The organism is Salinivibrio sp. MA440 (assembly GCF_001996265.1).
In the GTDB taxonomy this organism is placed as follows: domain Bacteria; phylum Pseudomonadota; class Gammaproteobacteria; order Enterobacterales; family Vibrionaceae; genus Salinivibrio; species Salinivibrio costicola.
In genome coordinates this window covers 91,590-104,580 of the sequence record NZ_MUFI01000001.1, presented here as the reverse complement: position 1 = coordinate 104,580, position 12,991 = coordinate 91,590, and the positions used below count along the sequence as shown (strand labels likewise).

General features: G+C 52.5%; 12 protein-coding genes. 8 read left to right on the top strand and 4 right to left on the bottom strand.

Translation table 11 applies throughout. The annotated features are described in order from the left end of the window. Position 1: 1 nt before the first annotated feature. Complete coding sequence (gene rlmB, locus BZG80_RS00455; protein ID WP_077460011.1) at positions 2-736, top strand: 23S rRNA (guanosine(2251)-2'-O)-methyltransferase RlmB; 735 nt, start codon at positions 2-4, stop codon at positions 734-736. Positions 737-813: 77 nt separating this feature from the next. Here rlmB and BZG80_RS00450 read toward each other — a convergent pair whose 3' ends face one another. The 3 genes from BZG80_RS00450 to BZG80_RS00440 are packed head-to-tail and all read right to left on the bottom strand — an operon-like array spanning position 814 to position 7,504. Continuing rightward, positions 814-3,444 carry a glycosyl hydrolase family 18 protein gene (locus tag BZG80_RS00450; protein ID WP_077678537.1) on the bottom strand — a complete coding sequence of 877 codons (2,631 nt, stop codon included), beginning with the start codon at positions 3,442-3,444 and terminating at the stop codon, positions 814-816. Between the two features lie 9 nt (positions 3,445-3,453). Next, positions 3,454-4,626, bottom strand: a complete 1,173-nt coding sequence (locus tag BZG80_RS00445) for a lytic polysaccharide monooxygenase (RefSeq protein ID WP_077678536.1) — start codon at positions 4,624-4,626, stop codon at positions 3,454-3,456. A 52-nt stretch (positions 4,627-4,678) separates the two neighbouring features. Beyond that, positions 4,679-7,504 carry a glycosyl hydrolase family 18 protein gene (locus BZG80_RS00440; RefSeq protein ID WP_077678535.1) on the bottom strand — a complete coding sequence of 942 codons (2,826 nt, stop codon included), beginning with the start codon at positions 7,502-7,504 and terminating at the stop codon, positions 4,679-4,681. A 313-nt stretch (positions 7,505-7,817) separates the two neighbouring features. On the opposite strand from BZG80_RS00440, the gene BZG80_RS15845 reads away from it, so the two are divergent. Genes BZG80_RS15845 through rplI form a run of 5 tightly spaced genes read left to right on the top strand, consistent with a single transcriptional unit; the run spans position 7,818 to position 9,442 of the window. Then, the gene (locus BZG80_RS15845; RefSeq protein ID WP_158011513.1) at positions 7,818-7,958 is read left to right on the top strand and encodes a hypothetical protein; all 141 of its coding nucleotides are present in this window, start codon (positions 7,818-7,820) and stop codon (positions 7,956-7,958) included. Between the two features lie 18 nt (positions 7,959-7,976). Continuing rightward, positions 7,977-8,405: a 30S ribosomal protein S6 gene (rpsF, locus tag BZG80_RS00435; RefSeq protein ID WP_077460007.1), complete on the top strand. Its 429-nt coding sequence runs from the start codon at positions 7,977-7,979 to the stop codon at positions 8,403-8,405. 8 nt (positions 8,406-8,413) lie between these two features. Next, positions 8,414-8,716 (top strand): primosomal replication protein N, encoded by a 303-nt coding sequence (priB, locus tag BZG80_RS00430; RefSeq protein WP_021023492.1) that lies wholly within the window; start codon positions 8,414-8,416, stop codon positions 8,714-8,716. A 16-nt stretch (positions 8,717-8,732) separates the two neighbouring features. Then, the gene (gene rpsR / locus BZG80_RS00425; protein WP_021023493.1) at positions 8,733-8,960 is read left to right on the top strand and encodes a 30S ribosomal protein S18; all 228 of its coding nucleotides are present in this window, start codon (positions 8,733-8,735) and stop codon (positions 8,958-8,960) included. A 32-nt stretch (positions 8,961-8,992) separates the two neighbouring features. Continuing rightward, positions 8,993-9,442: a 50S ribosomal protein L9 gene (gene rplI, locus BZG80_RS00420; protein WP_021023494.1), complete on the top strand. Its 450-nt coding sequence runs from the start codon at positions 8,993-8,995 to the stop codon at positions 9,440-9,442. A 61-nt stretch (positions 9,443-9,503) separates the two neighbouring features. On the opposite strand, the gene BZG80_RS00415 is transcribed toward rplI, so the two are convergent. Beyond that, positions 9,504-10,274 carry a DUF481 domain-containing protein gene (locus BZG80_RS00415; protein WP_077678534.1) on the bottom strand — a complete coding sequence of 257 codons (771 nt, stop codon included), beginning with the start codon at positions 10,272-10,274 and terminating at the stop codon, positions 9,504-9,506. Between the two features lie 169 nt (positions 10,275-10,443). On the opposite strand from BZG80_RS00415, the gene BZG80_RS00410 reads away from it, so the two are divergent. Next, positions 10,444-11,835 carry a replicative DNA helicase gene (locus tag BZG80_RS00410; protein ID WP_021023496.1) on the top strand — a complete coding sequence of 464 codons (1,392 nt, stop codon included), beginning with the start codon at positions 10,444-10,446 and terminating at the stop codon, positions 11,833-11,835. Continuing rightward, positions 11,807-12,961: an alanine racemase gene (gene alr / locus BZG80_RS00405; protein ID WP_077676639.1), complete on the top strand. Its 1,155-nt coding sequence runs from the start codon at positions 11,807-11,809 to the stop codon at positions 12,959-12,961. The genes BZG80_RS00410 and alr overlap by 29 nt, the downstream gene beginning before the upstream one ends. Positions 12,962-12,991: the final 30 nt, after the last annotated feature.

Here is a 12,991-nt window from a genome sequence, read left to right as displayed (position 1 = left end):
CATGAGTAGTGAAGTTATTTACGGCATTCATGCCGTCCAAGCGATTTTAGCAACCGATCCTTCCCGCTTTATTGAAGTGATGGTATTAAAAGGGCGTCAAGACGAGCGTTTGGTCCCCGTGCTCAATGACATTGCGATGCTGGGCGTGAGTATTCAGCAAGTGGGCCGCAAAGCGTTAGACGACAAAACTCAAGGTGCGTCGCATCAGGGGATTGTTGCCCGTGTCAAACCGGGTCGTCAGTACAACGAGAATGACTTGGAGGCGATCCTCGCTAATACCGAGAACCCTTTGTTGCTGGTACTTGACGGTGTCACCGACCCGCATAATTTGGGGGCTTGCCTGCGCACTGCCGATGCAGCCGGAGTGAGTGCGGTCATCGTTCCGAAAGATAAATCTGCTCAGCTTAACGCGACGGCCCGCAAAGTGGCCTGTGGCGCAGCTGAAGTGGTGCCTTTGGTGCGTGTTACTAACTTGGCGCGTTCAATGCGGACGCTCAAAGAGCAGGGCGTGTGGTTTGTGGGCACCGCCGGTGAAGCCGATCATGATGTCTACGACACCAAATTGGTGGGGCCGCTAGCCTTAGTGATGGGCGCGGAAGGAGACGGCATGCGCCGTTTGACCCGTGAAACCTGTGATGAGCTAATTCGTATTCCCATGTCAGGAAGCGTATCGAGCTTGAACGTATCCGTGGCAACTGGCGTCTGTTTGTATGAAGCGGTGCGTCAGCGTCGTTAAGTGCCTTGTCTCTTGTCCACCGTTGAAGAAAAACGCCCCTGTTGGGGCGTTTTGTCATTTAGGGAAGTGAGATACCGTTACAGCAATTGCCAGACCGCGGCGCTGCCCGGCTTTTCGCCTTGCGTCCACCACTTGGCTTGGTAGCGTTGGTTGTTATATTCAACCTCATCGCCGCCGGAATAAGCGACGGTCGCTTGCCATTCACTGCTTTGGTTGGCTTGGCTATCCCCGACACGCTCCCATGGCCCGCCTTGGTCTGGGCGCTGCCCCTTGGTCCACCACTTGGCGCGATACTCAACCCCTTGATACAGGACGCGATCGCCGCCGACATACACGGTGTTTTCATCCCATATTGGCAAGCCACTGGTCGGCGTCACGGTCACTGTAAATTGCGCTTGCGTGGTTTTGTCGCCATCGCTGACCTCTACTGTAACCACATAGTCGCGATTCTCCGTCACGGTGGGCGCGGTCAGCGTCACCTGATCACCGCTGCCAGAGACGGCCAGATCGCCGGATGCACGGTAGGTGTAGCTGAGTGTATCGCCATCTGGATCGTTCGCCTCAATCGTCACGCGGGTTTGCTCACCGCTTTTCAGGCTCACTGGGGCGATAGGCGCCACGGTAGGGGCTTGGTTTTCACCCGGTACCACTACCTTAATAGTAGTGCTGGTCTCGGCATTGGCTTGACCATCCGATATCGTCACCGACAGGGAATAGTCGGTGCTGGTGCTCACATCGGGGGCGGTCACCGTGACCGAATCCGTGTCGCTATTAGTCAGGGTCAGCGCCGTATCGCCTTGCCAGCGATAGGTCAGGGTATCGCCATCCCGATCACGCCCATTGGCGGCAATGGTTAACGTCGATCCGGGCGCCAGCGTATAGCTTTGTTGTGCGATACTCACAGTTGGGGCGTTGTTGACTGGCGGCTGACCATCCTGTGCTAAGCCCTCGTGCATCGCATTGAGGATATCGCCATTGTCGGCATCTATTTCCCAGGCAAACAAACCGGCGAAGTTGTGATTGCGAACATACTGGCCTTTGGCTTTGACCGATCGTGGGTTGTCGTAAGTGACCAGCTTGCCGTTGTCAGGGTTCCAAATGTAGGCCGCTTCAGCTTGCTCATCATAACCGGTTTGAAATCCATTGATGCCGTTACCCGCGCTGCCGAGCATTGATGTGACGACGCCTTTGTAGTCAATTACGCCCGCTTCCCAAATACCATCAGCGGTGCTGCCTTTGATCGGGCCGTTACCGGGCGCGGTCATCGGGTTGCTAGGATCGGTTGCATTGGCAGGGAAAACGCCTTCCCAACCACGACCGTACATCGCGGTACCGATCACCATTTTTTCCGGTGGCACGCCGCTTTCGAGCAGTAATTGCACACCATTATCGAGCGTGTAGGCAGGACCTTTACGGGGCTCGCTGTTATCATCGACGCCAGTGCCATCACATTCATCGGCGCTCATATGGCTGCCACAGTAAATGGCGGTTTGGTGACCGGTGACATTATTCCACGCGCCGAAAAAGTCGTAGGTCATGGCAAAAATGTAATCCATGTACGGCGCGCTGGCGCTGTAATCGACATTGGCGATTTTGTCATAACCGGCCCCCACGGCCGAGGTGAGTTGGTACTCACGGCCCGTGTCGGCCTCGAGCTCATCCAACATCGCGCGCAGCTCACGCATTAAGGCCGCATAGGCTTGGCTGTCTTTATCTGGATTGCCCAAATCTGGGTTGGCACCGCCACCGCCTGGGTACTCCCAGTCAATGTCGACCCCATCATAGAATTTCCAGGTTTGTAGGAACTCTTTCATCGACGCAACAAAGACATCACGGTTGGCTTTGTCGGTGAAATCATAGAAGGGGTCTGATAGGGTCCAGCCGCCCACGGAGGGGAGAATTTTCAGATCCGGGTAACGCTGTTTGAGCGCCATCATTTGCGCGTAGGTGCCACCAATCGGATCTTTAGCTGGTGTGCCGGGCAGTTTTTTCTGAATCGCCGCCCATGGGTCATGGATTGCCACTTCATAGTCTGCTGAGCCTTGGCAGGCGAGCTCAAGTGCGCGCAAGCTGTTGCCATTTTCGATGTCGCCCAATGACTCATTGGGGCCACAAATGGGGATAAAGCCATACAAGATGTGGGTGAGATTCCCCGCGGGCACCTGACTGACATCGAAGTTACGACCATAAATGCCCCATTCGACAAAGTATGCCCCCACCACGGTATCAGGCTGTTTGGGATAGTCATTGTTGTTCGGGTCGACATTCATCGGCAGTGGGTCAAGATGGACGCCGTCGGTGTCTGCGATGACGATGGGTTTGGCGGCACTGGTCGCACACTGACCATCCACGCCGCCTTCACACAAGGCGAGTTTAAGCTGGTGACGACCGCCTTTGTCATAGGGGAAAGTGACTGTGCCGGATTGGGTGCCTGCCGGTAAAGTGCCTTGATTGACCACCTGATCGTCAAAGTACACCTTGTAGCTGTCACCGCCATCACCGGACCAGGCATTCCATTTAATTTCAATTTGGACTTCATCCACGCGCTGCACTAGATCTTTGTACGATCCGCGGCCATATTCATCGACTTCAACAAAAGAATAGTTTTGTGGCTTCCAGTCCAAACTTGGGGTTGAAGGGGCCGCCACGGCGTGGCTGGCGCCCAGTGCCCCAGCAATCGCCAGAGAGAGTAGGGTCATTGGCTTCATGTTTGCTCCTTATTGTGTCACGCGTTGCCAAACAAGGGCAGCGCCGGGTTGCTCGTTTCTAGTCCACCATTTTGCTTGGTAGATGTTATCGCCGTAGCGCACGCGATCCTTGGCCACATAGACCTCAGATGCGCGCCATGCGGGCAGGTTGCTGGTGGGTTCGTCGGTAGCCGGGATCACCGACAGGTTGAAGCTATAGCTATCGTGATGGCTAAAGACTTGGTTTTGCACCACGTCATCGGCATTAAACTGGATCTCGCCGTGGCGCATCACCCCGATACGTAAGGGCTCGTTAGCCTGTTGCTCGATAAGGCTCGCCAGCGCGTGTGGCCAATTCGTCACATTTTGGTCCGTCAGGGTGAGTGTGACATCCACCACTTCTTGGCCTTGGCGATTGTGCAAGCGGGCCCGCACGCGATCGCCCAATGCTGCCATTTGTGGATGTTGGACAAAGTATCCTAGCTCGTGCCATTGGGCGGGTGCGGTCTGACTAGGGGTGATGGTAATGTCGGCACAGTTGTAGAAGCCTTCTCCGGCCGGATCAATACGTTGCCAACGGCTATAGATAATGGCATCACCTTGACGATCGGCGGGCAGGGTCACGGTCATCTCATAATACCGGTTACCGTTATCGCCGATCACAATGGGCAGATCGCCAAAGGTGTCGATCTTTTCGAGATCATCCCACGTCAGCGCATCGGTCGCGCCGTTGTAATCTGGCTTGGTGAGATAAATTTCCCAAAAGCTCGGGTTATGAGGCGTGGTGGCGCGAAAGCGCACGTCAATTTGGCCATTGCCATCTGGGGTGATCTCGGTCCGTTGCCAATCCGGTGAGGGCAAACTGATCCCGGCTTTATTAGGATCGCCGGCACCACATAAGTTGCCATCGGTAACGGCCGCTTTCACCGCATCCATATTGCGATAATCCGCCACCAATTGCGCCGATTCATGGTGTTGCACAAACGGGTAGTGCCCCGATTCTAAGAACGCAGCGCGACAGGCGGCGTTAGGGATACCTGACCCATCTGAAGGCCACCAATAGCCTCCTTGCTCATGGCAAATCGCCTGGCGCGCTTTGGGGCTTTCTAAATAGCCATGTGCCATCACCTGTGTGCTGCTTGCGACCAGCGCAAGGGCCACGGCGGTGCGGCAGGAAAGTTGAGTAAACGAAGACTTGAACATAACGACTCCTTAACGGGGGCACGCAGCCCCCGCATTCAAGACTAGAAATGGATTAGAGGCTGCAGACTTGGCGCCAAGCTTGACCTCCGGGTGCCGCTTGGGTCCACCACTTGGCTTCCCATACCGCCTCTTGGTAGATAAGTTGGTCGCCACCGCTGGCATGATTGACCCCGTTAGGCCAGTTGGGGTAGGTACTCAGGCTGGCGATATCGACGCCAGGACACTGAGACTCTCCGCCACTTTGGCTGGTGCTACCGGGAAGCGCAGGCGGAAGGCTTGGATACTCCTGCTTCACCGCATAGCGCTGGCCATCTTTTTCGATGGTGATATTGGTTGGGTTGGTGATAGGCATGTAGTACATCACCTGAGCGTCCAAGGTTTCACCCGGCTTAAAGCTTTGCTCTATACCACCCCATTCGTTAATCAAGGTGATGGCAAAGCGATGATGGGTGGCATCAAACCCGCCGATGTTGTTACCACTGGCATTGCTGCTATCACGCACCACTTCCATGCGCAGCTTTTTCTGGGCGTTCCAGTCAGATTTAAAAATGGCCGAGGTAGACACTGGCACATCAAAGCTGATGGTGGCGCCCGATAAGTCCAGATCGGAGTGGTTGGTAAAGCGGAACGTGGGGCGAATAGGGTAGTTGTCATCGCCCACTGGGAAGTTCAGCGCGTCAAGCGTGACATCCACTTGCTCGCTTGGCACTTGGAAATTGGCGTCGCCACGTTGTAGTGAGTAGTCGCTGCCCGCTTGCTTAAAGGTTTGGTACGCCAGCGAGGTCAGGGTGTCACCCATAAAGTAGGCTTGACGCTGATCATCATAGCGATAATCCCCCGCCAGCTCCCAGAACATCACCCCGCCTAGGCCCTTATTGACCACGTAGTCGACCTTTTCGGCCATCGAGGTTTCGTCTTCCATTGACAGGAATACGCGTTTTTCTTCGTTCCAAACCCATGGCGCTTTGGCGATGTCATCGTAATAAGCTTGATAGTTACCGGTGAGACGGTCGCTAGGATCTTGCTCAGGGTCGAGCCCGTACTCTGCCGCATAGGCCGGTAGTTTGCCATCGAGCAAATTTTTCACATGCCATAAAGGGTTAGAGCCGGCAGGCTCTTCGTTGCCTAGCTCGTCCACATCATGCCAAAGGTTATCTATCCCGACTGCACCGTTGCCGCATTTGTTTTTCTCACCGACACCCGTGCCGGCTGGGCACTCGCTTTGGTTTGGCAATGGCGCGCGTCCCCAAAGGCCTTTGTCGCCACCTTGCACGTCTTTAAAGCCGCGGGTGTAATACGGGATACCGATATTGATACGGCCGGGTGACATACCGCCCATAAAATAGGTGGCTGCCCAGTCGGTATTTAAATAACCAATCCCTTCGAACTCAGGGGTTTGGTAGACATTCCACTGTTTAAGCTCCGAGTCTTCGCCGGTGTCGTACAGCGGCGCTTGATGGCCAACATGATCGTTCCATGCCCCGTGCAGGTCATAGCTCATGATGTTGACGTAATCTAAGTATTGGGTGGTTTGGAAGGTTTCCATTCCGCGCAATAAGTAACCCGATGACGGTGCGGCGATGGTCAGCATATAGTGCTTGTCATCTTGCGCACTGGCTTTATCGAGTGCTTCACGCAGTGACTTCATCAGCACTTGATAGGATTTATTCAAGTGCGCACGACGTAGGTTGGAGTACTCGAAATCGTCAGGGTGGCCAGAGTCTTTCATTGATGATGGGTATTCATAATCAATGTCTAGACCATCAAAGCCATACTGGCGCAAGAAGGCGACGGCACTGTCGGTGAAAGCTTTAATGCCAGCTTGGTTGACGCTGCCATCGGCATTGGTGGTCATGGTGTAGAAGCCACCACTATCAACGCGCTCGCCGTTTTCATCGAAGTAGCCCCCGGTTTCGGCCCAGCCACCCACGGAGATCAGTGTTTTCACGTCGGGGTGCTGCTTTTTATACTTGTTGAGTAAGTTAAAGTGGCCTTTGTACGGCAGGGTTGGATCCATCTCTGCGCCGGCCACGCCCGGCCAGGTCATTTGGGTCGCGGGGTTATCGGGGGCATTGGGATCGCCGATAGACAGTTGGTTGTCCGCGTTGATGTGGGCAAAGGCGTAGTTAATGTGGGTGATCTTGTCCCAAGGAATATCGCTGACTAAATAAGCGGGCTGGCCGTTGGCGCCGTTTCGCCAGCTGGTGAAATAGCCAATGACACGGCGAGGGTGATCGGCGCCCATGTCTTCAAGGCCGTTTTCGTCATACACAGAGCAATACGGCACCTCGACATCTGGGGTGGTGTATAAACCAGCCGGACGACAGGTATACTCATCGCCGCCGGTTTGGTCATCACCCACCACCTGTTGCAATGTCTGGATGTCGGTAGCGCCTTTGTCGTCGGTCACGGTGAGAGTAAATGTAAAACGACCCGTTTGTTCGGCTTGCCAGCGAATGGCGGTTGCTTCTGCACCTTCATACAATAGGGTGTCGCCTTGTGAGAGCGCGAATGAGGTCACTGTGCCATCAGTGTCTGTCCCGGCGAGGGTGAAGGTGAGTGTGTCACCAACCTCAATCGGTCCAGACGGAGAGACGGTTAAGGTTGCGGTAGGGGCTTGGTTGACGCTGCCCGCGCACTGGCCGAGGATTTTCCACGCTTTCCATTCGCCAGATTGGGTGGCCGGGTCGGCTTGCGTCCACCACCTCGCTTCATAGGCGGTGTTATCTGTTTTTACTTGATCCCCTTTAGTGTAGGTATTGCCATTCTGCCAATCGGATAATGGCTGGCAATCAACTGCAGCGTGTACGCTGGGGCTACTTAATGCGAGCCCTGCCAAACCAAGTGCGACCATACGCGATGGTGTTACTATCTTCATATTTTGCTCCAAAAATTTTTGAAACGAATTTCATCAATACAGTCAGTGATTAATGAGGTCTTCCTCTACGCTTTTTGCACTAAAAACGGCTTTTCCGCTCAAGCATAGGCAATAAAAAGATTATTTTGGGCATTAACTGCCAAGAAAAGGAGGCGGGAATGTCATAATTTGAGTGTGGATTCAGAAATTAATTATTGGCAAAAAAGAAGTACATCCATAGCGTGATGTTGGTGGTAATTCGCACATAATTGACAGTTTGCAGGCTTGATTTCTTATTTTTTTTGAAATTGGTCATGCTTTTTTCGGGGATGCCATGGAACAACCAACCGATAAAGACAAAATCCGTTTGCTTATGACGCTGCAATTCTGTACTATCTCGCGCCTGATTCTCGGTCTTTTCTTTTCCGTTCCTTGCTTCCGCTGGACGACCGAGCCAATTGTGGAAGCTGATTAATCCGTAAGGAGCAACTCAATGCGTCATTACGAAATCGTATTCATGGTGCACCCTGATCAGAGCGAGCAAGTTGCTGGCATGATCGAGCGTTACACTGCGTCTATTAAAGATGCAGGCGGTCAGATCCACCGTCTAGAAGACTGGGGCCGTCGCCAACTGGCTTACCCAATCAACAAACTGCACAAAGCACACTACGTTATGATGAACGTAGAAGCCGAGCAGGCTGTGATTGACGAGCTAGAAAGCATGTTCCGCTTCAACGACGCAGTGATCCGTAACATGATCATGCGTACTAAAGACGCTATCACTGAGCCATCTGTCATGATGAAGGCTAAAGAAGAGCGTACTGCTAAGCGTGAAGATCGCCCTGAGCGTGAAGAGCGTGCGGAAGCGAAGCCAGAAGCAAAAGCGGAAGCTGAAGCTGAAGGCGAAAACGCAGCTGAGTAATTGCTGTGATGACCAATCGGTTGGAGCTTGCTGGTGTTATCAGTAAAGGTCCGGTCCGTCGCCAAAGCCCTGCAGGCGTTCCGCACTGTCACTTTGTGTTAGAGCATCGTTCCACGCAGGTTGAAGCTGACTTCCCTCGACAAGTTTTTTGTCGTTTATCTGTGGTTGTGAGTGGGCAAGGGTCAACACAACAAACGCAAAATTTAGCTTTAGGTAGCCATATCAAGGTAAGCGGTTTTATTGCTTACCAGACCAGCCGACAAGGCGAGGGAAAATTGGTATTGCATGCCGACACTATTATAGACATTTAGATCAGGAGATAAGCCCATGGCACGTTTCTTCCGTCGTCGTAAATTCTGCCGTTTCACTGCAGAAGGCGTCACAGAGATCGATTACAAAGATGTAGCGACTCTAAAAAATTACATTACCGAATCAGGTAAAATCGTACCTAGCCGTATCACTGGTACTCGTGCTAAGTATCAGCGTCAACTGGCTCGTGCTATCAAGCGCGCTCGTTACCTGGCCCTGCTGCCGTACACTGACAAGCATCAGTAATCGGAACTGTCCAAGTTAGAGAGGATTGAAGAATGCAAGTTATTCTACTTGATAAAATCGGTAACCTGGGTGGCCTAGGTGATCAGGTAACTGTTAAATCTGGTTATGCACGTAACTTCCTTATCCCTCAGGGTAAAGCTGTTATGGCAACCAAAGCCAACATTGAACATTTTGAAGCACGTCGTGCTGAGCTAGAAGCAAAAGTTGCTGAGCAACTGGCTGCTGCTCAAGCGCGTGCTGAGAAAGTTGAAGCACTAGAAGCGGTTGAAATCGCTTCGAAAGCGGGTGATGAAGGTAAACTGTTTGGTTCTATCGGTACCCGTGATATCGCTGACGCTGTGACTGCAGCGGGCGTTGAAATCGCTAAAAACGAAGTTCGTCTACCAGAAGGCGCACTGCGTCACACTGGCGAGTACGAAATCAGCGTGCAACTGCACTATGATGTTTTCGCGACCGTCAACGTGAACGTTGTTGCTATGTAATTAGCAACAAGGTTTCGATAAAAAGCCAGCCTTCGGGTTGGCTTTTTGTTTTTTCAGCGGTTTATAACCATTGATAACGAATACCGACCGTGAACATACTGTCGCGATTTTTTAGTCCCGGAGGGACATCTGTCATGTAAGTCTGTTTGTTGGTTATTTTTATCGATAACTTTTCAGTAATGGTTGATGCCAAAGTGAGTGATCCTTCGACACTGGTATTACTGCTCCCTGAAATGATAATACTTCTTCCTTCTAAACTGACATTATCGAGCATATGCCACTCTCCTCTTGCCTGTCCACGTATCACTGATTCACTGACTGAGTAAGGCATGATCAAATCGTCATCATCAATTTCATCGACGTTCGGTTGTTGGTAACGAAAACCTGGGCCTATCTCGGTGCTTAATGTGACCTTAGCGTTTTGAAGCCAGTGATAACCTAAACCCGTTGCCAGCATAAAATCGTCATAATAAGGGCCGTAACGGTCGGCGACATAAGTGGCATTGAGTAGCGCATAGCTTCTGTCACCAAGTAGCATATTAGCTTGCGACTCTAGCTCTGTTTTACGTTTGTCCTCTTCACCATCTTTTTCAACTTGCAACAGGCTAATGCTGGCTTGATAACTGTATTGCTCAACTTGATATTGACCTGTGAGCGCATTATTGATGGTTTGAGAATCTGAGTTACCACCGAGGCGCTGATAACCGAGCGAAATATCGGCTGACCAAGGTGATTCTGATGTTTTATTATCGTCACTTGCATAGGCAGGGACCCCGCATACCATCCAAATTGATAACCACACGGGCTGACAAAAAGACTTCACTACTTTCATCTCACGCAATCTAAGGCGCCGCTATGCTAAGCGCTGTTTGCATTGTGATAGTCAAATTTGGGTTAGAATTCGAGGAGGTCATTCAGCGTTTGGAAAAAAATGTCTCATGGGGCAGCGTCCCACGAGGACAGCGGGTATAATGACCTCCATTAGCAATAGGTGAGTTTTTATGGCAGACAATCGTAAACCCGCAAAAGATCAGCAAGTCGCTAACCTCAAAGTGCCACCACACTCGATAGAGGCCGAGCAGTCGGTTTTAGGTGGTTTAATGTTGGATAATGAACGTTGGGATGCGGTTGCGGAAAAAGTCGTCGGCCATGATTTTTATAGCCGACCCCATCGGTTGATTTATGAATCGACCAAATCGCTACTGGATGAGGGGAAGCCGCTTGATCTCATCACCTTGTCTGAGCATCTCGAAAAGGCGGGAACGCTCGACGATGTGGGCGGCTTTGCTTACTTGGCGGAGCTGGCGAAAAACACCCCGAGCGCCGCTAACATTGTGGCGTATGCCGACATTGTGCGTGAGCGCGCCATGGTGCGCAACCTGATTGGGGTAGCCAATGAAATTGCCGATGCGGGCTATGATACCCAAGGGCGAAGCTCAGAAGATTTGCTCGATATGGCGGAGAGTAAAGTCTTCGCGATTGCTGAGTCTCGGACTAGTGAAACCGAAGGTCCACAGCACATTGACTCGGTACTGAGTCGCACCCTAGAGCGCATTGAAGAGCTGTTCAAGTCACCGCAAGACGGGGTTACCGGCGTATCGACGGGTTTTACCGATCTTAATAAGAAAACGGCAGGCTTACAGCCTTCTGATCTCGTTATCGTCGCGGCACGACCATCGATGGGTAAAACGACCTTTGCGATGAACTTGTGTGAAAACGCAGCCATGGATCAAGAAAAGCCTGTATTGATTTTCTCGCTCGAGATGCCGGCTGAGCAGCTGATGATGCGTATGTTGGCCTCGTTATCACGGGTTGACCAAACCAAGATCCGAACCGGCCAATTAGATGATGAAGATTGGGCGCGTATCTCGTCCTCGATGGGGATCTTGATGCAGAAAAAGAACATGTACATCGATGATAGTTCCGGCCTAACACCGACTGATGTGCGCTCGCGAGCCCGCCGTGTGGCGCGCGAACATGGTGGCGTGAGCATGATCATGGTCGACTATTTGCAACTGATGCGCGTGCCAGGGCTACAAGAAAACCGGACCTTGGAAATTGCTGAAATTTCGCGTTCACTGAAAGCGCTCGCGAAAGAGCTGAATGTGCCTGTAGTGGCGCTATCGCAGCTTAACCGTTCGTTGGAGCAACGTGCTGATAAGCGCCCCGTTAACTCGGACCTGCGTGAGTCGGGTGCGATTGAGCAAGATGCTGACTTGATCATGTTTATTTATCGTGACGAAGTCTACAACCCAGAAAGTGCCATGAAAGGGATTGCAGAAATCCTGATTGGTAAACAGCGTAACGGTCCAATTGGTAGTGTGCGCTTGACCTTCCAAGGCCAGTACTCACGCTTTGATAATTATGCAGGACCCGCGTTTGATGATGAGTGATCTGTCTACCATGACCAATGCGGCTCGCGCCTTCATTGATCCCGAGGCCATGGTGCACAACATCCAAGTGATGCGTCGCAAAGCCCCCGGTAGCAAAGTGATGACAGTGGTCAAATCGGACGGTTACGGTCATGGGCTAACCTCCGTTGCGACGACGTTGGCGCCTTATAGCGATGCCTTTGGGGTGGCGCGGATAGAAGAAGCACTGACGCTGCGTCAAGCGGGCATTACCTTACCCATTGTGCTACTCGAAGGTTTCTACGAAGCGGATGAGCTGCCGTTATTGGTTGAGCACCAATTGACCGCCACGGTGCACTGTGATGAGCAAGTGGCAATGCTGACACAAGCGACCCTATCTTCGCCTTTGTCGGTATGGCTAAAAGTGGACTCAGGCATGCATCGGCTCGGCTTTGAACCGGATCAGGTGCCTGGTGCGCTTTTTGCCCTGCATGCTTGCGACAATGTAGCGCCTGAGATTGGTTACTTGAGTCATTTTGGCTGCGCGGACGAAATGGATAATCCGATCACCCAAGCGCAAATTGACACCTTCTCGCGCGTTACGGAAGGGCTGCCCGGTGAACGCTCATTGGCTGCATCTTCCGGCACGTTATTTTGGCCGCAAAGTCATTTTGATTGGGTGCGCCCAGGTATTTGCCTGTATGGCATTTCCTCTCGTATTGAATTAACAGGCGACGCACTTGGTTTGAAGCCGGCAATGCGCCTGACATCGCGGGTCATGGCTGTGCGTCGTCTCAAAGCTGGCGAGCCGGTAGGTTATGGCGCGCGTTGGCGCAGTTCGCGCGATACCTTGATTGGTGTGATTGCGATCGGCTATGGCGACGGCTATCCGCGTTCTGCACCTGACGGCACGCCCGTATGGCTCAATGGTCGAGAAGTTCCGCTGGCTGGGCGCGTCTCAATGGATATGATCACCGTTGATCTGGGTCCAGATGCGACCGATAAGGTGGGTGATGAAGCGGTGTTGTGGGGACCCGAGCTCCCGGTTGAGCGCATCGCGCGCTTGGTTGATACGATTGGTTATGAACTTGTCTGCCAGGTGACAGGCCGCGTCCCACGTCAATATCTAACCAATCCCTCCCCGAGGGGGGTGAGCGAAACGCAGTGATACGCTAAACGCCTCGGGACTGCTTTGTCT